Annotated in this window: 20 protein-coding genes, 1 riboswitch and 1 other annotated feature; of the genes, 19 read left to right on the top strand and 1 reads right to left on the bottom strand. The window is 35.0% G+C overall.

What is annotated here, in order from left to right:
- The first annotated feature begins 60 nt into the window (after nucleotides 1-60).
- The 9 genes from mdh to HT586_RS08635 all read left to right on the top strand — a co-directional run bounded on the left by mdh (nucleotide 61) and on the right by HT586_RS08635 (nucleotide 9,891).
- Entirely contained in the window at nucleotides 61-1,002 is a 942-nt protein-coding gene (gene mdh, locus HT586_RS08675) for a malate dehydrogenase (protein ID WP_096076174.1), read from the top strand.
- Nucleotides 1,003-1,152: 150 nt separating this feature from the next.
- Nucleotides 1,153-1,863 (top strand): response regulator transcription factor, encoded by a 711-nt coding sequence (locus HT586_RS08670; protein ID WP_096076175.1) that lies wholly within the window; start codon nucleotides 1,153-1,155, stop codon nucleotides 1,861-1,863.
- Between the two features lie 23 nt (nucleotides 1,864-1,886).
- Nucleotides 1,887-3,575 carry a two-component system histidine kinase PnpS gene (gene pnpS / locus HT586_RS08665; protein ID WP_238999218.1) on the top strand — a complete coding sequence of 563 codons (1,689 nt, stop codon included), beginning with the start codon at nucleotides 1,887-1,889 and terminating at the stop codon, nucleotides 3,573-3,575.
- A gap of 230 nt (nucleotides 3,576-3,805) precedes the next feature.
- Nucleotides 3,806-6,427 (top strand): DNA polymerase I, encoded by a 2,622-nt coding sequence (polA, locus tag HT586_RS08660; protein ID WP_203545604.1) that lies wholly within the window; start codon nucleotides 3,806-3,808, stop codon nucleotides 6,425-6,427.
- An 8-nt stretch (nucleotides 6,428-6,435) separates the two neighbouring features.
- Nucleotides 6,436-7,353: a DNA-formamidopyrimidine glycosylase gene (gene mutM, locus HT586_RS08655; RefSeq protein WP_096076178.1), complete on the top strand. Its 918-nt coding sequence runs from the start codon at nucleotides 6,436-6,438 to the stop codon at nucleotides 7,351-7,353.
- Entirely contained in the window at nucleotides 7,341-7,949 is a 609-nt protein-coding gene (gene coaE, locus HT586_RS08650) for a dephospho-CoA kinase (RefSeq protein WP_203545603.1), read from the top strand. The genes mutM and coaE overlap by 13 nt, the downstream gene beginning before the upstream one ends.
- Nucleotides 7,950-8,068: 119 nt before the next feature.
- A complete protein-coding gene (locus HT586_RS08645; RefSeq protein WP_111744677.1) occupies nucleotides 8,069-9,079 on the top strand; it encodes a glyceraldehyde-3-phosphate dehydrogenase in 1,011 nt (336 codons plus the stop codon).
- 177 nt (nucleotides 9,080-9,256) lie between these two features.
- Nucleotides 9,257-9,577, top strand: a complete 321-nt coding sequence (locus HT586_RS08640; protein WP_203545602.1) for a DMT family transporter — start codon at nucleotides 9,257-9,259, stop codon at nucleotides 9,575-9,577.
- The gene (locus tag HT586_RS08635) at nucleotides 9,577-9,891 is read left to right on the top strand and encodes a DMT family transporter (protein WP_188017635.1); all 315 of its coding nucleotides are present in this window, start codon (nucleotides 9,577-9,579) and stop codon (nucleotides 9,889-9,891) included. The genes HT586_RS08640 and HT586_RS08635 overlap by 1 nt, the downstream gene beginning before the upstream one ends.
- 42 nt (nucleotides 9,892-9,933) lie before the next feature.
- On the opposite strand, the gene HT586_RS08630 is transcribed toward HT586_RS08635, so the two are convergent.
- A complete protein-coding gene (locus HT586_RS08630; RefSeq protein WP_133353435.1) occupies nucleotides 9,934-10,644 on the bottom strand; it encodes an SGNH/GDSL hydrolase family protein in 711 nt (236 codons plus the stop codon).
- 131 nt (nucleotides 10,645-10,775) lie between these two features.
- Here HT586_RS08630 and nrdR point away from each other — a divergent pair, with 131 nt between their 5' ends.
- From nrdR to HT586_RS08580, 10 genes are all read left to right on the top strand, one after another.
- Nucleotides 10,776-11,240 carry a transcriptional regulator NrdR gene (nrdR, locus tag HT586_RS08625; protein ID WP_096076184.1) on the top strand — a complete coding sequence of 155 codons (465 nt, stop codon included), beginning with the start codon at nucleotides 10,776-10,778 and terminating at the stop codon, nucleotides 11,238-11,240.
- Nucleotides 11,241-11,248: 8 nt separating this feature from the next.
- Nucleotides 11,249-12,604, top strand: coding sequence for a replicative helicase loading/DNA remodeling protein DnaB (gene dnaB / locus HT586_RS08620; RefSeq protein ID WP_133353434.1), 1,356 nt, complete (start codon nucleotides 11,249-11,251; stop codon nucleotides 12,602-12,604).
- A complete protein-coding gene (gene dnaI, locus HT586_RS08615; protein ID WP_165958590.1) occupies nucleotides 12,604-13,524 on the top strand; it encodes a primosomal protein DnaI in 921 nt (306 codons plus the stop codon). Before dnaB ends, dnaI begins: the two co-directional genes overlap by 1 nt.
- Nucleotides 13,525-13,872: 348 nt before the next feature.
- The gene (gene thrS, locus HT586_RS08610; protein ID WP_203545601.1) at nucleotides 13,873-15,801 is read left to right on the top strand and encodes a threonine--tRNA ligase; all 1,929 of its coding nucleotides are present in this window, start codon (nucleotides 13,873-13,875) and stop codon (nucleotides 15,799-15,801) included.
- A gap of 123 nt (nucleotides 15,802-15,924) precedes the next feature.
- Nucleotides 15,925-16,095: riboswitch (Lysine riboswitch) on the top strand.
- Nucleotides 16,096-16,169: 74 nt separating this feature from the next.
- Nucleotides 16,170-17,660 carry an amino acid permease gene (locus HT586_RS08605; protein WP_096076188.1) on the top strand — a complete coding sequence of 497 codons (1,491 nt, stop codon included), beginning with the start codon at nucleotides 16,170-16,172 and terminating at the stop codon, nucleotides 17,658-17,660.
- A gap of 37 nt (nucleotides 17,661-17,697) precedes the next feature.
- Nucleotides 17,698-17,823: a sequence feature (ribosomal protein L20 leader region), on the top strand.
- 18 nt (nucleotides 17,824-17,841) lie between these two features.
- Complete coding sequence (gene infC / locus HT586_RS08600) at nucleotides 17,842-18,378, top strand: translation initiation factor IF-3 (protein WP_096076189.1); 537 nt, start codon at nucleotides 17,842-17,844, stop codon at nucleotides 18,376-18,378.
- Nucleotides 18,379-18,390: 12 nt separating this feature from the next.
- Nucleotides 18,391-18,591, top strand: a complete 201-nt coding sequence (gene rpmI, locus HT586_RS08595) for a 50S ribosomal protein L35 (protein ID WP_012657249.1) — start codon at nucleotides 18,391-18,393, stop codon at nucleotides 18,589-18,591.
- A 30-nt stretch (nucleotides 18,592-18,621) separates the two neighbouring features.
- On the top strand, nucleotides 18,622-18,981 hold the full coding sequence (rplT, locus tag HT586_RS08590) for a 50S ribosomal protein L20 (protein ID WP_096076190.1): 360 nt from the start codon (nucleotides 18,622-18,624) through the stop codon (nucleotides 18,979-18,981).
- A 270-nt stretch (nucleotides 18,982-19,251) separates the two neighbouring features.
- Nucleotides 19,252-19,983 (top strand): sirohydrochlorin chelatase, encoded by a 732-nt coding sequence (locus tag HT586_RS08585; RefSeq protein ID WP_203545600.1) that lies wholly within the window; start codon nucleotides 19,252-19,254, stop codon nucleotides 19,981-19,983.
- Entirely contained in the window at nucleotides 19,964-20,389 is a 426-nt protein-coding gene (locus HT586_RS08580; RefSeq protein WP_157742163.1) for a precorrin-2 dehydrogenase/sirohydrochlorin ferrochelatase family protein, read from the top strand. Before HT586_RS08585 ends, HT586_RS08580 begins: the two co-directional genes overlap by 20 nt.
- Nucleotides 20,390-20,417: the final 28 nt, after the last annotated feature.

Raw genomic sequence — 20,417 nt, 5'->3', positions numbered from 1 at the left:
GTATTATGAATGAAATTCATAGTTACTATCCTTTTTTTAAATTAATAAGGGGGATTTATCATGACAAAGAAAAAGATTTCAATCGTAGGAAGTGGTTTTACTGGCTCTACAGCGGCTTTTATTGCTGCAAGTAAAGGATTAGCAGATATTGTACTTGTTGATACTTATGGTAGTTTAGATCCTACAACAGGAAAAGCACTAGATATTATGCAGGCGATGCCGATATTACATCAAAACGTCGACATTAAAGCAAGTAATGATTACGCCGATACGAAAGATTCTGATGTTGTAATGATTACATCAGGTATCGCTCGTAAACCAGGTATGACGCGTGATGATCTAGTACAGACCAATCAAGGTATTGTAGAAGCTGCAACGAAAGAAATTGTTAAATACTCACCGAATTGTATTATCATTGTACTCACTAATCCGGTTGATGCAATGACATATGCTGTGTATAAAGCATCTGGTTTTGAGCCGAATCGTGTCATCGGTCAATCAGGCGTGCTGGATACTGCTCGATTTAGAACGTTTGTAGCACAAGCATTAAATGTGGCAGTAACTGATGTTACTGGATTTGTATTAGGAGGACATGGTGATACGATGGTACCTTTAATTCGTTATTCATCGGTAAGTGGCGTACCTATAGCTGATCTAATGGATGAAGCAACAATTGATACCATTATTGAAAGAACGCGTAATGGTGGCGCTGAAATTGTAAACTTATTAGGCACTGGATCTGCTTATTATGCACCAGCTGCGGCGATGGTTGATATGGCAGAATCAATTATCAATGATAGTAATCGTGTATTGCCAGCGATTGCTTATTTAAACGGTGAATTTAAACAGGAAGGTATTTATATCGGAGTACCAGTAAAGTTAAATAAAGATGGTGTTGAAAGCATCGTTGAATTGCAACTTACTGATGAAGAACAACAAGCATTTAATAAGTCTGCTGAGGCAGTGAAAGCTACGATTCAATCTTTAAAGTCTTCAAATTAATATGAATTTTTTAAACGATAGATTGATAATCCTTCTAATTGTAAAGAGAATGTAAATTATTCTGTTATAGCTTGAAGAATGTTGATTTGTTGTAGCATTTCAATATTCTTTTAATATATAATGAATATGATAATTGTTTGGAGGGATTGGATGAGTCAGAAGGTTCTGGTAGTAGACGATGAACAATCTATCGTAACTTTACTACAATATAATTTGCAACAATCAGGATTTGAAGTTGTAACAGCTTATGATGGTGAAGAAGGTCTAGAAAAGATTTTCAGTGAAAAACCAGATATCGTAGTATTAGATTTAATGTTACCTAAAATGGACGGCGTAGAAGTATGTAAATCTGTTAGAAATGAGAAAAATCAAGTACCTATCTTAATGTTAACGGCAAAAGATGATGAATTTGATAAAGTACTTGGATTAGAATTAGGTGCAGATGATTATATGACTAAACCGTTTTCTCCAAGAGAAGTTATTGCGCGAATAAAAGCAATTCTTCGTCGCACAAATACGATTAAGACAGTTGAAGATGAGAAAGATAATAAAGAAATTATTATCGGGAAGATCAAAGTATTGCCTGAACATTTTGAAGCATATCGTAATGATGAATTGCTCGATTTAACACCAAAAGAATTTGAGCTATTAATTTATTTGATTGAACGTCAAGGGCGGGTCATTACACGTGAGCATATGTTAAATTCGGTATGGAACTATGAGTTTGCCGGTGATTCTCGTATCGTTGATGTGCATATTAGTCACTTACGTGAAAAGTTAGAAGATAATCCGAAACAGCCACAATATATTAAGACTGTTCGAGGTCTTGGATATAAATTAGAAAGTCCGAAACGCGAATGATCAGTTTTAAAAGGAATTTGTTATTGATACTTACAACAGTTATTGTTGTAAGTTTTCTTTTACTAGGAACACTATTGTATCTTGCGCTTGCGAAGCAATTTATTGACGGAGATAAAGCAGGATTAACAAAAGATGCAAAAATCTTTGAATCGTATGTAAGTGGCGACAAACGAGTTGAAGATTTAATACGTGATTATGAAAAATCATACCATTCATCAATTCTTATTCTCGATAAAGATCAACATGTGATTTATAAGACAGCAGGTACATCGAAGAAGGAATTTAATCAGTTTATTACAAAATATACTTTAGAAAACAACGATAAAGTGAATTATCGTTATGATGGTTCAAAAGAAAAAAGTTTACTACGTTATAAAAATAATCAAACGGTTTATATTTTAAGTGAGATAAAGGCGATTAACATCGTACAAAAAATGATTATTAAATATTTTTCTATCGGATTGTTATGTATGTTCCCGATAATATTTATCATTGTACGTTATATCAATAAAAGCTATATCCAGCCGATTAAAGAAGTGACATATGCTTCAAAGTTATTATCTGACGGTAATTATAAAGTGCGAGTACCTGAAAGTAGTGTAACGGAGACGAAAGATTTATTTAGGTCTACAAACATACTTGCAAGAACACTTCAGGATCTGAATAATGAGCAGAAATTACAACGCAATCGATTAGAGACAACATTACAGAATATACCAAGTGCAACAATGCTCGTAAACAATAACGGGGAAGTGGCAATTGCGAACGAAACCTATATTAATCTTTTTAATAAACGACAACCGATAGAGCATGGGCATTATGAAACAGTAATTAAAAATCAATCAATTAAACAGATGATTAAAGAAGCAATAGCGATAGAAAAACCAGTCAACGATACCCTGAGTATTATAGTCAACGTCCACAAAAAATATTTTGATGTCGCAGTAGTGCCTGTGCTATCAAAGAAACGAAAGAAAATAGAAGGTATCGTTATCGTATTGCATGACATTACACAACTTAAGTCTTTAGAACAGATGCGTAAAGACTTCGTGGCAAATGTATCTCATGAATTAAAGACACCGATTACAAGTATAAAGGGGTTTACAGAAACATTAATCGATGGTGCTAAAAATGATCCTGAAACACTTGATATGTTTTTAGAGATTATTTTGAAAGAGTCTAATCGTATTCAGGTGCTTGTAAGTGAATTACTTGAATTATCTAAAATTGAACAGGCGAATCATTTTGAAATGACGAAGGTCAATTTACCTCAAAAAGTATTTAACAGCGTTGAAGTAGTACATCCTCTAGCAGAGAAGAAAAATATTAAATTTAATCTGGATTTCGAAAAAGATTTATATGTGTTAGCTGAACCAAGTAAATTAAAACAAGTCGTAATAAATCTATTGTCGAATGCGATTAATTATTCATACGAAGACGCAACGATTACGGTAAAAGTGTATCATAAAGATCGGAACTGTATATTAGAGATAACGGACGAAGGTATCGGTATTGCACCAGAAGAACAACTTCGTATCTTTGAAAGATTCTATCGCGTTGATAAGGCACGCAGCCGTGATTCAGGTGGCACAGGATTAGGACTTGCGATTGTAAAGCATATTGTAGAAGTCTTTAAAGGAGAAATTGAGGTGGAAAGTAAAGAAGGTGTCGGTACTACTTTTAGAGTGATTTTAAAACAACATTTATATTAATGTTTCATTTTACAACTTGAAACTTTACTTCATATTTACTTCATCTTTACATTAAATTAACAATGTTCAACTATAATTGCACATAGACCCCTTCATTTTAGAAGAAGATAAACACAAGTGATTCTGAAGCAATCACTTGTGTTTTTTTATTTTCAAAATGCTGTTCCTTTAAATATGTCCTGAATTCAAGATGTGATAGACTATAAGAGACATACGATGGAGGTAGAAGAATGAAAGAAAAACTAATATTAATTGATGGAAATAGTATCGCGTTTCGTGCCTTTTATGCATTACCATTACTAAAGAATTCATCAGAGTTACATACGAATGCAATTTATGGTTTTACGTTAATTTTAGAAAAGTTAATTAAAGAAGAAAAACCAACGCATTTCTTAATCGCATTTGATGCAGGTAAGACAACATTTAGACATGCAACGTTTGGAGAATATAAAGGAGGACGTCAGAAGACACCTCAGGAATTAAGTGAGCAATTCCCGCACATCAGAAGACTTGCAGAAGCTTACCAAATAAAGCATTACGAATTAGATAATTACGAAGCAGACGACATTATCGGGACACTTTCAAAAGAAGCAGCCGAACAAAAGATGGAAACAATTATCGTAACCGGTGACCGAGATTTAACGCAGCTAGTCAATGATTATGTAACCGTTTATTACACTAAAAAAGGTGTTACAGACATTGATAAATATACACCACAATTCATTCACGAAAAATATGGATTTGGTGCTGAGAAAATTATCGATCTTAAAGGCTTAATGGGTGATAAGTCGGATAATATCCCTGGCGTACCTGGTGTCGGAGAAAAGACTGCGATTAAATTGTTATTAGAATATGATACGGTTGAAGGTGTAATTGCGAACTTAGATAAGATTACTGCGAAGAAACTCAATGAAAATCTTACAAATCATCAAGAGGATGCTGTCATGAGTAAACAGCTTGCAACAATTGAGACGAATGCACCGATAGAAGTATCTTTAGCTGATACAGTAATCCCGGATAAAGATGAAACGAAAAAAATTGAACTGTTCAGAGAATTAGAATTCAAACAAATGCTGGAAAATCTAGATACAACAAGTCAAATTGAGAGTAGTAAAGCAATCGAAATTAATAACGATTATCAGTCATTTGAATTCAAAGCGATCGATGCAATTGCCTTACACTTGAAATGCTATCAGGACAATTATTTGAAGAATGAAATATTAGGATTAGGTATTATGTACAATGACGAAACATTTGTTGTACAACCCGAAGATATTACGAAGAATAAGTCATTTATCATATTGCTGGGAGACGAAAATGTAAAAAAACATGTGTATGATGCGAAAGCAGTTAAAGTAATGTTCGAACGATTATCAATAAATATTGAAGGTATCGCCTTTGATACGATGCTGGCCAATTATTTATTGAATCCATCATCTACAGTGGTTGATGTCGCACAACTCGGACATGATTTTGGATTAAACTATGTGGAGTCTGATGATCATATTTTCGGTAAAGGTGCGAAAGCGCATGTACCTGACAGAGAAATTTTGAATCAGCACATCGCAAATGAAGTGCATCTTATAAATGACGTAACACCTATGATTATAGAAAAGCTCATTGCGCATGAACAACTCGCGCTACATGACGAACTTGAATTACCACTTGCCCTTGTGCTTGCAAAGATGGAACTTCAAGGTATTAAAGTGAATAAAGAGACATTAATTGAGATGCAGGGTGAAATACAAGAAAGATTAGATGCGTTAACAGAAAGTATCTATAATCATGCCGGCAAATCATTTAATGTTAACTCACCGAAACAACTTGGTGTGATTCTATTTGAAGAGTTAAAGTTACCGATAATTAAAAAGACGAAGACAGGTTACTCAACGGCAGTAGATGTATTAGAAAAGTTACAAGGTAGTCATGCGATTATCGATGATATTTTAGTATATCGTACATTATCTAAACTACAGTCAACGTACGTTGAAGGGTTACAACGATTAATAGGTGATGATGAGAAAATTCATACACGCTTTAATCAGGTTATCGCACAAACTGGTCGTCTATCTTCAATAGATCCGAACCTGCAGAATATACCGGTTAGATTAGACGAAGGTAGAAAGATTAGAAAAGCTTTCGTTCCGAGTGGAGATGACATGGTAATCTTTGCTGCCGATTATTCTCAAATTGAATTGCGTGTCCTTGCTCACATTACAGAAGATGCGAGTATGATGGAAGCATTTACACATGGTATTGATATTCATACGAAGACAGCGATGGAAGTTTTTGATGTTGAAAAAGATGAGGTAGACAGCAATATGCGTCGTCAGGCAAAAGCTGTTAATTTCGGTATTGTTTACGGCATTAGTGATTATGGACTAAGTCAAAGTTTAGGTATAACACGAAAAGCTGCACAACAATTTATCGATGATTATCTGGATAGCTTCCCAAAAGTGAAACAATACATGGATGATATTATTCAGAAAGCAAAGCAGGATGGTTACGTTACAACAATTATGCAGCGTAGAAGATATATTCCTGATATTACAAGTAAGAACTTTAATTTAAGAGGATTTGCTGAAAGAACTGCGATGAACACGCCAATCCAGGGAAGTGCAGCAGATATTATTAAACTAGCGATGGTACAGTTTGATAAAGCGCTGAAAGAGACAAACTTTAAAGCGAAGATGTTATTACAAGTACACGATGAATTGATCTTTGAAGTTCCAAAAGATGAAATAGATGTGTTTAGTCTATTTGTAAAAGATATTATGGAGCATGCAATTGAACTTAATGTACCACTTGAAGTAGAATATGATTCTGGTGAAAGTTGGTATGAAGCAAAGTAGGTGGAAAGATGCCGGAACTACCGGAAGTCGAACATGTGGTAAGAGGTTTAAGACCGCATGTGTTAAATAAAGAAATAATAAACGTAGCATTCTCAGAAGCGGTTAAACGCGGTAAAGCACAAGGTAAAGAAACGATTATTAAACAAATTGAGCTGGATGATTTTAATACCATAGTGCGTAATACTGTAATTGAAAGCATAAACCGCAGAAGTAAATACATTATTTTTGAATTAATGAAACAAAGAAGCCATTTCTTAGAGCAAGTACAAGTAATAGAGCAGGAACAAACATCTAAAATATATTTAGTCGGCCATTTAGGAATGGCCGGCGCTTTCTTTGTGAAAAGTAGTATTGAGGAAATTCCCATTCCAAATTATAAGAAACATTGGCATGTCCAGTTTGAATTGTCAGATGGACAAAAGATGATCTATTCAGATATCAGGCGTTTTGGAGAATTTAAAATATTAGATGAAGCAGCTTTTATAAACTTTAATCAGGCTATTGCGCCAGAACCTTTTGAAAATAACGCAATGGCACATTTCATACAGCAATCGAAACTAAAGAAATATATGAATAAACCGATTAAACAGGTCATTATGGATCATGGTGTTATAAGCGGATGTGGCAATATATATGCATGTGAAGCATTATATTTAGCAGGTATTTTACCGACTCATATTACACACACATTATCGACTCAGAAAAAGAAGAAACTCTTTTCAGCGATTGTGGACGTATTGAATAAAGGTATCGAATATGGAGGGTCAAGTATTTCTGACTACCGCAATGTAGAAGGTGAAAGTGGCAATATGCAAAGTAAATTTAATGTATATGGCTTAAAGCAATGTAAGATATGTAATAGTGATATAACGACACAAGTGATTGCAACAAGAAATACGCATTTCTGCGAAAAATGTCAAAAGTAGGTGTGAATGTGACAGTTATAGGTTTAACAGGTGGTATAGCAAGTGGGAAGTCGACAGTCGCAAAATATTTAGCTTACAATGGATTCATCATTGTTGATGCAGATATTGCAAGTCGCAAAGCAGTCGAAGCAGGATCATCTGGATTAGAAGAAATTAGAACAGTATTTGGAGATGGAGTAATACAGGAAGATGGAACGTTAAATAGAAAAGCACTCGGTGAGATAATCTTTAAAGATAAAAATCAACGAGAAAAGTTAAATGCGATCGTTCATCCCCGTGTAAGAGATATTATGGAGGCAGAAAAAGAAGCGGGACTAGCACTAGGTAAACTCGTAGTAATGGACATACCATTACTCTTTGAAAATAAATTAGAGCATACAGTTGATGAAGTTTGGGTGGTTTATGTTCCAAAAGAAGTTCAGATAGAACGATTAATGGCACGTAATCAGCTTTCACTGGAAGAAGCTGAGTCAAGAGTAGCATCACAACTATCAATAGAAGAAAAGAAACAAAGAGCTGATAAAGTCATTGATAATAGTGATAGCTTACAATCACTGTATCAGCAACTTGAGTTACTTATTCAAAGTTATATATAGACATTAATTTTAAGAAAATTATGAAAATAATTTTCTTAAAGAAAACGCTTCCTTAACGTTATCATTGTGCTATACTAATGAAAGAGATTAGTATAACACATTGCGGAGGAGAAGATATGATGAAAACAAGAGTAGCGATTAATGGGTTAGGAAGAATTGGAAGAATGGTGTTCCGTGCAGCACTATTAAATGATAATTTAGAAGTAGTTGCGATCAACGCGAGCTATCCTCCAGAAACACTAGCACATTTAACTAAGTACGACACTACTCATGGTAAGTTTGAATTAGATGTAGAACCTGGTGACAATGCTTTAATCGTTAATGGTAAGGAAATTAAATTAGTTTCTGAACGTAATCCAGAATTATTACCATGGAAAGAGTTAAATATTGATATTGTTATCGAAGCAACTGGTAAATTTAATGATGCTGAGAAAGCGTCAGCACATATTAAAGCAGGTGCGAAGAAAGTATTATTAACAGCTCCAGGTAAAGGAAATGTTCAAACAATCGTTCGCGGTGTGAACTGTGCACAATTAGATGTAGATACATATGATGTTATTTCAAATGCTTCATGTACTACAAACTGCTTAGCGCCAGTAGCGAAAGTGTTAAATGATAAATTCGGAATTAAGAACGGATTAATGACGACAGTTCATGCGTATACTAATGACCAGAAGAACTTAGACAATCCACATAAAGATTTACGCCGTGCACGTGCATGTGCTCAAAGCATTATCCCAACTTCTACAGGTGCAGCGAAAGCTTTAGCTTTAGTATTACCTGAATTAAAAGGTAAATTACATGGAATGGCGTTACGTGTACCTACAACTAATGTATCATTAGTAGACTTAGTTGTAGATTTAGAGAAAGAAGTAACTGTTGAAGAAGTAAATGCAGCGCTTAAAGCATCTGCTGACAATGAACTTAAAGGTATTTTAGATGTAACTTATGAGCCGTTAGTATCAGTAGACTTTAATACAAATCCACATAGCTCAATTGTTGATGGATTATCTACTATCGTTATGGAAGGATCTAAAGTGAAAGTATTATCATGGTACGATAATGAGTGGGGTTACTCAACGCGAGTTGTAGAATTAGCGGTATTAATGGGTGAAAAATTAGCGAAATAATATAGATGATAAGACATCTCTCTTAATTGAGAGGTGTTTTTATTTTGGATAAAAAGTTAAAATGTTGAAAAGGTTTGTTTTTGGATATGCCTTATTAGGCCCTGGAAAATTCCTCTCTTAAAATAAAAATACGTATATGTTATACTATTCACTATTATGTTGATAGTGAGGTATGTTATGAACTGGATTAAAATTATCGTTGCGGCGATTTTTGAGATGTGCTGGGTAATTGGTCTAGCCCATGCTGATAATTGGTATGAATGGATGCTTACTGTTATCAGTGTTTCAATCAGTTTCTATTTATTGCTCAATGCATCGAAATATTTACCGGTTGGAACAAGCTATGCTGTGTTCGTTGGTCTAGGTGCAACGTTAGTAACGATTGCAGATGTAGTATTTTTCAATGAACCAATAGGCGTTGAGAAAGTTATATTAATAAGTGTATTAATTATCGGTGTCATCGGTCTTAAGATGGCAACACCAGAGGAGGCGAAGTAATGTATTGGTTAATTTTAGTACTTGCCGGTATCTTTGAAATGCTAGGTGTTGTCGTGATTAATATGTATTCAAACACACATCAAAAGCGTTATGTTTTATTGCTGATATTTACATTTGCATGTAGTCTTTATTTTCTTTCCGTTGCGTTAATTGCAATTCCGATGAGTACTGCATATGCTATATGGACCGGTATTGGTGCAGTAGGTGGAGCAATTGTAGGGATTTTGTTTTACGGAGAATCGAAAAATGTATTACGTTTATTTTTTATGGGCTTAATTTTAGCAAGTACCATTGGATTGAAGTTGTTCCATTAAAAATAAAGTGTCACATACCGTATTTGGTGTGTGACACTTTTTTTATCTTTGCTTTAATTGTATCGGATAAATATCGGTAAACGTTTCTTCAATGACTTTTGACATAATGTCGTAGCCGAATACATGTGGATGTAGTCCGTCATCTGTAAGTTCGTTGCGTAAATAGTCGATGTCATCTTTAGTTTCAGTCATCTGTTTATAGTAATCGATAAATAATGCGTCATGTTCTGTACATAGTTGTTTGATTTCGTTATTTATTATCTGAACAAGTTTTGAGCGCGTTATAAATCCTTCTAACTTAGGTCGGTTCGTTGATGTTAGTGTAGTGACTGCAATATTTATGTTATTTTCATTTGCCATTACAATCATTGCTTCGATGTCTTCAAGGATACGTGTCTTAATTTGTTGCTGGTTGTCATTACTTTGATCAACGTCGAGCGCTTTCGTATTATTAATGCCAATCGATAAGACGATCCAATCTGGTTTCAACTGGATACTATCTGCTGTAAATCGGTCGCGTACCCATTGCGTACGATCGTTTCCAATGCCACGGTTAATCATTCGTTTGCCATTGTTTAATTGCAGGTAGCTTTCTATATCCCAGTAATCAGTTATTGAATCACCGATAAAGACGATTCCTACAGGGTCGTTATGATAAAGTATCACTTCATTTCTATGATTAAAGCTTTCTCGTAATTTATTTACGGGATGTCCTTCTTCTAACTTTGGTAAATGGATGTAATTCGGTCTCATCAGTTTTCTCCTTTGAATTTGAAAGATTTATATGTTGTTTATTATATACCTAGAACAGTGTAATCTTATGGATTTTTAATTGTTTCGTATTCATGTATAATTAAATAATAATAAAAAAAGGGGTGATTGTCTTGAAATGTCCAAAATGTGGTTTTAATCAGTCGAAGGTGATTGATTCACGACATGCAGACGATTTGACTGCAATCAGAAGACGTAGAGAATGTGAAGATTGTGGTACACGTTTTACTACTTTCGAAAGAATTGAATTACAGCCATTAATCGTCGTAAAAAAAGACGGCACAAGACAAGCATTCAACCGTGATAAGGTGTTGCATGGTTTAGTCCGTGCATGTGAAAAGCGACCTGTTGCTTTTGAATCACTTGAAAAAATTACGACAGATGTTGAGACTGCTTTACGTGAAAAAGGTAAGACGGAAGTGTCTTCGGTTGATATCGGTGAATTGGTGATGGAGCATTTAATGACTTTAGATCAGGTTTCCTATGTAAGGTTTGCGTCTGTCTATAAAGAATTTAAAGATGTCGATCAGTTATTACGTACAATGAGCGGTCTATTGAACGATAAAGATAAGAAGTAGGTGTCAGCATGCAGCATTATTTTACGGAATTAAACGGCACGGATCAGTTTACCGTCACGACAAACTATATAAGTACACATCTCACTGAAGATGTTCTTAAGACACTTTATACACCTTTAATTGGTATTGAATGTGTCGGTGTCTATCAGTTCTTAAGTCAGTTTTTAAATGACTATAACCAGGTTAGTAACGATTACACACATTATATTTTCTTAAGTGAGCTGAAGATGAATTTGAGTCATTTCGAAGTGATTCGCAAACGGCTTGAAGCAATTGGTTTACTTAAGACGTATATGAGAATAGATGATAGCAATCAGAAGTTTATCTATAAATTAATCAGTCCTGTAATGCCTGCACAATTTTTTAATGACCCGATGCTTTCTGTGTTCTTATATCAGCAGGTGGGTAAGCATCGTTATCAAGTGTTGAAGAGTAGATATTTTACAAATAATATAGATTATGATGGTTATCGGGATATTTCAAGTAAATATATGGACGTATTTGGTACGCCGAAATCTCCTGAACCAGTTGTATTCGAATATAATAGTGAGATTATTAAACAAAGTGACCCATATGGGATTCCTATTCATCACCAGACATTTGATTTTGATATGCTTGAAACATTGCTGGCACAGAATTTAATCACAAGTGAACAGTTACCTAAGAAGACGCGTGATTTAATTTCTCAGCTTGCTGCATTATATGATATTGCACCTACAGAAATGCGTCAGATTATCTTGAAGTCACTTACAAGCAATCAAACGATTTCTCATGAAGAGTTACGTAAAAATGCACGTGATTTCTATAAGATAGAACACGATGGTGCACTACCAACTTTACAGTTTCAGGAACAGTCAGATAATATAAAGCCTGAAGATAAGGAAGCGAGCACTCTACTGAACTGGTTTGAAAAGCTGGATACCACTAGTCCAATCGACATGCTGACTTCATTTAGTAAATCAGAACCGACCTTAAAGCAGAAACGCATGATTGAATCTATTTTAGAACGTGAACAACTGCCATATGGCGTATTTAATATTCTTATTCAATATGTATTGTTTACAAAGGATATGAAACTCCCGCAGGCGTATATTGAAGAGATAGCCTCTAACTGGAAGAAACAAAATCTAAAAACAAGTCAGGAAGCTTATCATTTTGTAAAATCAATGGATAAGAAACGTACGGAACGTAAAGATAAATCAAGTAGACCGAAACAATATTTACCGCCTTCTAAAGAGATGACACCTAAATGGTTAACGGATGAACCGATAGCAAGCAATAAAATTGATGAAAATGTCGATCTGGAAGCGGAACGTCGTAAGTTACAGCAAGAACTCAATCAATTATGGGAGGAGGATAAATGATGAAACCAATGGGCTCAATATTAAACGCTAACAGTGAAATCTTTAAGCGTATTGAAAAGATTAAAAAAGAAACGATAAAAGATCCTGAAATAAGTGCGTTTATTGCTGCTAATCATGTTACCGAGCAGATGATAGATAATGATTTATCTGTCCTCCAGGAATATAAAGATTCTTCAATTATGTGTCAGGATTGTGCATCTTATGGCCAGTGTAAGAACTTTGTCCCTGGTCACACGCCTGAACTATATATTGAAAATAATCACATTAAAATCAGACATTTGCCATGCCCTTCTAAGCTTGCTTATGATGAAGAACAGAAGATGAAACAGTTTATAACGGCAATTCATATGCCAAAAGATGTCCTGAATGCAAAGCTTGCAGATATTTATCTCGATGATAAAACGAGAATTGATATTGTCAGACGTGCGGGGCTAGTATGCAGAGATATCGCAAAGAATGTCGATACGAAAGGGATGTATATCCATGGACCATTCGGTACTGGAAAATCATTCATTTTAGGTGCAATCGCAAATGAATTGAAAGAGCGTCATATTTATACGACGTTAATGTACTTCCCGGAATTTATCCGTGAATTAAAATCGGGCTTTAACGATGGTACATATACGGAGAGATTAAATCGAGTAAAGAATACGCCTGTTCTGATGCTCGATGATATCGGTGCAGAAGATTTAACACCATGGGTACGCGATGAAGTGTTAGGACCGATATTAAATTATCGTATGATGAATAATATGCCGACATTCTTTAGCTCAAACTTTGATTTTAAAGAACTAAGTCATCATTTATCAATAACGAAACAAGGTGCAGAACAGACGAAGGCGCGACGTATTATGGAGCGTATCGAAACATTAAGTGATGAATATATGTTATCAGGGAAAAATTATCGACGTGAAAAATAAGTTTGAAAATTACAATAATAGGTGTATAATATACATTAACAAACAACAAAACTAAATTCGTTCATATATTAATTTAATGAATCAATTTTATATATTAATATTGTAAGGATACGATAGTCTATCATTAATTTTTTAGAGAGCTGATGGTGCTGAGAATCAGTAATTAAGATAGATTGTTACTCCCTTATAGGTATGACAACTAATCATTGTCCGGCTCAAGACCGTTATCTTATGCAGAGTTGCTGAGTGATCAGTAATTAGGGTGGTACCACGAATTGACTTCGTCCCTTTTTGGGATGGGGTCTTTTTTTGTTGTTTAAAATAATATAAAAAAGTGAGGCGTTTTGAATGGGTGAAATTAATGTTAAATTTCCAGATGGTAATGTAAAAAGTTTTGAGGCTGGCGTTACAACTGAGGATATTGCAGGTTCAATCAGTCCTGGTTTAAAGAAGAAAGCTTTAGCAGGAAAATTTAATGGACAGATGGTAGATCTATCAACGGCACTTGAAACAGATGGAGACATCGAAATCATTACGCCTGAGTCTCCTGAAGGTATAGAAGTATTACGTCATTCCACTGCACATTTAATGGCACAAGCGTTAAAGCGTATGTATGGTAGTGTACATTTCGGTGTAGGTCCTGTTATTGAAGAAGGATTCTATTACGATGTAGATACTGAACATAAAATTTCAAGCGAAGATTTACCTGAAATTGAAAAAACAATGCGTCAAATTGTCGGTGAAAACATTAAGATTGAACGTCGTGTTGTAAGTCGTGATGAAGCAAAGCAAATTTTTGCCGATGATCCGTACAAACAGGAATTAATCGATGCGATTCCAGCTGATGAAAATGTAACGATCTATTCTCAAGGTGAATTCACTGACCTTTGCCGCGGTGTACATGTGCCATCAACTGCTAAAATTAAAGAATTTAAATTATTATCTACAGCTGGTGCTTACTGGAGAGGTGATGCGAACAATAAGATGTTACAACGTATCTACGGTACAGCGTTCTTCGATAAAAAAGCATTGAAAGAACATCTTCAGGTTTTAGAAGAGCGTAAAGAACGTGATCACAGAAAGATTGGTAAAGAATTAGAATTATTCACTACAAATCAACTTGTCGGTCCTGGATTACCATTATGGTTACCAAATGGTGCTACAATTCGTCGTGAATTAGAACGCTATATCGTTGATAAAGAAGTTGCGTTAGGTTATGACCACGTGTATACACCAGTTATGGGTTCAGTTGATCTTTATAAAACTTCTGGACACTGGGATCATTATCAGGAGGACATGTTCCCGGTTATGGAGATGGACAATGAGCAAATGGTATTGCGTCCGATGAACTGTCCACACCATATGATGGTCTATAAAAATAAACCACATTCATACCGTGAGTTACCAATTCGTATTGCTGAACTTGGTACAATGCACAGATATGAAGCAAGTGGTGCTGTAAGTGGATTACAACGTGTACGTGGTATGACTTTAAATGATGCACATATCTTCGTTCGTCCGGATCAGATTAAAGATGAATTTATCCGTGTTGTGCAACTTGTGATAGATGTATATAAAGACTTCAAATTTAAAGATTATAAATTCCGTCTAAGTTATAGAGATCCTGAAGATACTGAAAAGTATTTCCAGGATGATGAAATGTGGGAGAAAGCACAATCAATGCTTAGAGAAGCGGTTGATGAAATGGGCTTAGATTACGAAGAAGCACCAGGAGAAGCTGCATTCTACGGTCCAAAACTCGACGTACAGGTTAAAACTGCGTTAGGTAAAGAAGAAACTTTATCAACAGTTCAATTAGACTTCTTATTACCGGAACGTTTCGATTTAGAATACATTGGTAATGACGGCGAGAAACACCGTCCGGTAGTTATTCACCGTGGTGTTATCTCAACAATGGAACGATTTGTTGCTTTCTTAACAGAAGAATATAAAGGTGCATATCCTATTTGGCTTGCTCCAAATCAATTAGAAATTATTCCTGTGTCTAACGAAGTGCATTATGACTATGCGCGTAAATTATATGATGAGTTAAAATCTCAAGGTGTTCGTTGTCATATTGATGACCGAAATGAAAAGATGGGCTACAAAATTCGTGAAGCACAAATGCATAAAGTGCCATATCAAGTAGTTGTTGGAGATAAAGAAGTAGAGAATAATGAAGTAAACCTTCGTCAATATGGTTCTAAAGATTCTAAAACTTTAGATCGCGACGAGTTTATCTGGAATTTAGTAGATGAGATTCGTCTAAAAAAATAATGATTTGATTTTTTATGAGTCTATGTTTTAAAGAAAAATCATCATTTAATGTTTTAACGTGTTAAAAAAGAGGTTGAAATAATAATTTATGTCATGTATATTAGTAACTAACTTAATATTCCTCGTTGAGGTAGAGGTTGCACTGTTTATGAGTAGATGATGGATATGTCATACACATAAACGAAGTTTATCGAAAGGAAGCAGTGCCGAAGGAATAATGTGTATGAACATTATATCCTGGGCTAACATTGAACAAGTGTTAGACTGTCACATCTGTGATGCGCTACTTAATTTTGATGATTATACTTTCAAATGAGTACGCGTATCATACGTGTGCTCATTTTTTATTTTTGAAAGGAAGTCAATATATGCAAAGTACGAATGGAGTACAAAGAAAATTGAAACAGCGCCATATTTCGATGATCGCTATTGGTGGCTGTATCGGAACAGGTTTATTTATGACCTCTGGAGGAGCGATACGTGATGCTGGCCCAGGTGGTGCGTTACTTGCGTTTACGATTATTGGTATTATGGTATTTTTCTTAATGACAAGTCTTGGTGAAATGGCAACATATTTACCGATTTCAGGTTCATTTTCTACCTATGCAACACGCTTCGTAGATCCATCTCTTGGATTTGCGCTTGGCTGGAATTATTGGTTTAACTGGGTGATTACAGTTGCAGCAGATGTTAGTATTGCTGCGAGCGTCATAAAGTACTGGGCACCGATGGATTTCTTACCGGGTTGGGCATGGAGCTTAGTGTTTTTAGCAATTATTTTATTTTTAAATACATTGTCAGTTCGAGTTTATGGTGAAAGTGAATATTGGTTTGCGATTATAAAAGTTGCTACTGTTATATTATTTTTAATCATCGGATTACTAACAATCGTTGGAATTTTAGGTGGCAAGTTTATCGGTTTTGATAACTTCACGACAGGTGATGCTCCATTTGTCGGTCATGGTTTAACAGGGTCTTTCTTAACGATTCTTGGCGTATTCTTAGTAGCCGGATTTAGTTTCCAGGGTACAGAACTTGTTGGTATTACAGCAGGTGAATCAGAAGAGCCGGAAAAAACTATTCCGAAAGCGATTAAACAAGTTTTCTGGAGAATTTTAATTTTTTACATTCTTTCTATTTTAGTCATCGGATTAATCATTCCTTACACTAATCCTAACTTAATGGGTGGAGATAGTGTTGCGAAGTCACCATTTACGTTAGTATTTGAAAATGCTGGCCTTGCATTTGCAGCATCCTTTATGAATGCTGTTATCTTAACATCTATTCTATCAGCGGGTAATAGTGGTATGTATGCTTCAACGCGTATGTTATATGCGATGGGTAAAGATGGATTAGCATCACGTAAATTCTCAGAAACAAATCGCAAAGGCGTTCCTATTCCGAGTTTACTTGCAACGTTTGTTGTGGTGGTAATCATCTTCTTAGTAGAACGTGTTGCCAGTGGTGCTTACGAATATATCGTGGCAGCAAGTGGTTTAACAGGATTTATCGCCTGGCTTGGTATTGCAATTAGTCATTATCGATTCAGAAGAGCGTTTTATGCTCAGAACAAAGATATATCAGTATTAAAATATAAAGCGATGTGGTTCCCATTCGGTCCGATATTTGCATTTGTTCTTTGTTTATTTGTAATTATCGGTCAGGATACGGATTTAATTTTAGGTGGTAAATTCGATCTAAATGGTTTCTTGATTACTTATATGGGGATTCCAATTTTCTTAGCGTTCTATTTCTACCATAAACTGAAATATAAAACGCGTAAGATTCCTTTAACTGAAGTTGATTTATCTCAAGATACAGATATGAGTGAATATGAAAAAATAGATGTTGACTTATAAATATTAGCCTGTTATACTTAAGTCTGTTGAATACGAAACGGACAAGTAGAAGCATCCCGCTTCTCGCCCTGAAGACGCAAAGAGCAGTTACAGGGTTAAATAACATGGTTAGACATGTCTATTTTTTAGCGGGTGCATTATGCATTCGCTTTTTTGTTTGTCTTCGTAAATCAAATAGGAGGTGTCAACCATAGCTAAAGATCAAACTCAAATCAATGACAAAATTCGTGCGAGAGAACTTCGTTTAATCGGTCATGATGGTGAACAACTTGGCGTTAAAACTAAGTTCGAAGCAATTGAAATTGCAGAACGTGTTAACCTTGATGTCGTGTTAGTTGCTCCAAATGCGAAACCACCAGTAGCCAAAATTATGGATTACGGTAAATTCAAATTTGAACAACAAAAGAAAGAAAAAGAAGCACGTAAAAATCAAAAAGTTGTTGTCGTTAAAGAAATTAGATTAAGTCCAACGATTGAAGATCATGATTTTAATACGAAACTTAAAAATGCTCGTAAATTCTTAGAAAAGCATGACAAAGTTAAAGTATCAATCAGATTCCGTGGTCGTGCAATCACGCATAAAGAATTTGGTCAACGTGTGTTAGAGAAATTTGCAGAAGAATGTAAAGATCTTGCGACAGTTGAACAAAGACCAAAGATGGATGGCCGCTCAATGTTCTTAATGTTAGCGCCAATCGTCGACAAAAAACAAAACTAGGAGGAACAAAACATGCCTAAAATGAAAACTCACCGTGGTGGAGCTAAACGTGTTAAAAGAACTGGTTCAGGAAAATTAAAACGTTCAAGAGCTTACACTTCACACTTATTCGCAAACAAATCAACTAAACAAAAACGTGGACTTCGTAAAGCGTCATTAGTATCTAAAGGCGATCAAAAACGAGTAGCACAAATGTTAACTTACGTAAAATAATAAAATTAGAAACACTGAGGAGGAATTATAATGCCACGAGTTAAAGGTGGAACAGTTACACGCGCGCGTCGTAAACGTACAATCAAATTAGCTAAAGGTTACTTTGGTTCAAAACATACATTATATAAAGTAGCAAAACAACAAGTAATGAAATCAGGTCAATATGCATATCGTGACCGTCGTCAAAAGAAACGTGATTTCCGTAAATTATGGATCGCACGTATCAACGCAGCTGCGCGTCAAAATGACATCAGCTACAGCCGTTTAATGAACGGATTAAAAGTTGCTGGAATCGATATTAACCGTAAAATGTTATCAGAAATCGCTATCACTGACGAAAAAGCATTCGCTGAAATCGTTAGCCAAGCTAAAGCAGCTTTAAACAAATAATAAGATATTAATCTTAAAAAATCTCTAAGTTATGATGACTTAGAGATTTTTTTATGGCCATTTTTAATATAAAAAAGGGAGGGTAAATCGGTGGAGATATATAAACTAAGAAAATAATAAATCTAAAAGTAAAAAAGTATAGACATATTTCTTATTAAGTTACTTGCAAAAAAATTTATATAGGGAAATCCCTATTCATATATACATGTGAACATATTCACAACTAAATAAGCTATAATATAAATGTATCTTTTATTGAGGGGGACGCACATGAAAGGAATCATATATATCGCACATGGATCAAAGATGCCTGATAAAAATCAACTTTTCAGAGAATTTGTAGATAATATAATATCAAAGCGACCTGAAACAGTACAGCAGTTAGCTTTTCTCGAAAAAGATGACGAGAATGTACCAATTATTACACGCCGTATGGTAGATGCTGGTGTCACAGAATTTTTAGTGATGCCGATGCTCTTATTTCCAGCAATGCATGCAAGAGAAGATATTCCGGCACAGCTTAATGATGTATTAAAGGATTATCCACAAATAACATACCACATTGCAGATTGTTTCGGAGATGAACCAAGTGTCTACAAGGTGTGTGAGCACATCATTTCTGAATTTAATGATGCAACGATATTGATTACAGCACATGGTAATAAAAGATTTACTGAACCAGATGAACGTCTTACGAATATGGTGGAAGTAATGCAGCAGACGTCAGGTCAGAACTTAGTACCGGCAATGTTATATGGTGATTTAAGTTTTGAAGAAAAACTGAAGACAATGGATAAGCAAGACAAGATTATCATTATGCCATATTTCTTGTTCGATGGTCATCTTGTGCGTAAGATTAAAAGACTGAGTCAGCCTTTCATAGAAGCAGGGTACGATATATCTTTTACTGAAACACTGGATTTAGATTTTGCAATGACACAAGGTGTATTAAATAAACTGACACAACTTGAGGAGGATGCATATGTATCCCGTCATGCTTAATTTAGAAGGCAAAAAGATTCTGATTGTCGGTGGGGGCAGAATTGCTAAACGCAAAGTAAACGGCTTACAAGGTGAAGGAGCATATATTACTGTCCTGGCACCAGAGATTGATGCTGAAATAGCGTCAATGAATGTTGAATGTATTCCATATCCATTTACAAAACAGGATATTAGTCAATATGACATCGTGTTTATTGCAACAAATGATGAAGTTGTTAATATGCAGGTCATGGAATGTGTGCATGATAATCAGCTTATTAATGATTGTTCGAATAAAAGCAACTCAAATTTCTTTAATGTAGCCTCTTTTAAACATGATGATATGCGAATTATGATTTCAAGCGATGGTGCAAGCCCGGAAAAAAGTAAAGTACTCAAACAGAAAATTAAAGATTTATTAAAATAAATGAACGAATGTGCAGAGGAGAAATAAT

The organism is Macrococcoides bohemicum (assembly GCF_016865215.1).
In the GTDB taxonomy this organism is placed as follows: domain Bacteria; phylum Bacillota; class Bacilli; order Staphylococcales; family Staphylococcaceae; genus Macrococcoides; species Macrococcoides bohemicum.
Note: the sequence above shows the minus strand (reverse complement) of the source record. Positions and strands in the feature narration are given on the sequence as shown.

What these genes read in the sequence shown, in the direction of transcription:
- HT586_RS08630 (WP_133353435.1), bottom strand. Translation starts at nt 10,644, where the DNA reads ATGAGACCGAATTACATCCATTTACCAAAGTTAGAAGAAGGACATCCC.
- HT586_RS08670 (WP_096076175.1), top strand. Translation starts at nt 1,153, where the DNA reads ATGAGTCAGAAGGTTCTGGTAGTAGACGATGAACAATCTATCGTAACT.
- dnaI (WP_165958590.1), top strand. Translation starts at nt 12,604, where the DNA reads ATGAAACCAATGGGCTCAATATTAAACGCTAACAGTGAAATCTTTAAG.
- dnaB (WP_133353434.1), top strand. Translation starts at nt 11,249, where the DNA reads ATGCAGCATTATTTTACGGAATTAAACGGCACGGATCAGTTTACCGTC.
- HT586_RS08605 (WP_096076188.1), top strand. Translation starts at nt 16,170, where the DNA reads ATGCAAAGTACGAATGGAGTACAAAGAAAATTGAAACAGCGCCATATT.
- mdh (WP_096076174.1), top strand. Translation starts at nt 61, where the DNA reads ATGACAAAGAAAAAGATTTCAATCGTAGGAAGTGGTTTTACTGGCTCT.
- polA (WP_203545604.1), top strand. Translation starts at nt 3,806, where the DNA reads ATGAAAGAAAAACTAATATTAATTGATGGAAATAGTATCGCGTTTCGT.
- rpmI (WP_012657249.1), top strand. Translation starts at nt 18,391, where the DNA reads ATGCCTAAAATGAAAACTCACCGTGGTGGAGCTAAACGTGTTAAAAGA.
- HT586_RS08640 (WP_203545602.1), top strand. Translation starts at nt 9,257, where the DNA reads ATGAACTGGATTAAAATTATCGTTGCGGCGATTTTTGAGATGTGCTGG.
- HT586_RS08580 (WP_157742163.1), top strand. Translation starts at nt 19,964, where the DNA reads ATGTATCCCGTCATGCTTAATTTAGAAGGCAAAAAGATTCTGATTGTC.
- HT586_RS08585 (WP_203545600.1), top strand. Translation starts at nt 19,252, where the DNA reads ATGAAAGGAATCATATATATCGCACATGGATCAAAGATGCCTGATAAA.
- HT586_RS08645 (WP_111744677.1), top strand. Translation starts at nt 8,069, where the DNA reads ATGAAAACAAGAGTAGCGATTAATGGGTTAGGAAGAATTGGAAGAATG.
- thrS (WP_203545601.1), top strand. Translation starts at nt 13,873, where the DNA reads ATGGGTGAAATTAATGTTAAATTTCCAGATGGTAATGTAAAAAGTTTT.
- rplT (WP_096076190.1), top strand. Translation starts at nt 18,622, where the DNA reads ATGCCACGAGTTAAAGGTGGAACAGTTACACGCGCGCGTCGTAAACGT.
- coaE (WP_203545603.1), top strand. Translation starts at nt 7,341, where the DNA reads ATGTCAAAAGTAGGTGTGAATGTGACAGTTATAGGTTTAACAGGTGGT.
- mutM (WP_096076178.1), top strand. Translation starts at nt 6,436, where the DNA reads ATGCCGGAACTACCGGAAGTCGAACATGTGGTAAGAGGTTTAAGACCG.
- HT586_RS08635 (WP_188017635.1), top strand. Translation starts at nt 9,577, where the DNA reads ATGTATTGGTTAATTTTAGTACTTGCCGGTATCTTTGAAATGCTAGGT.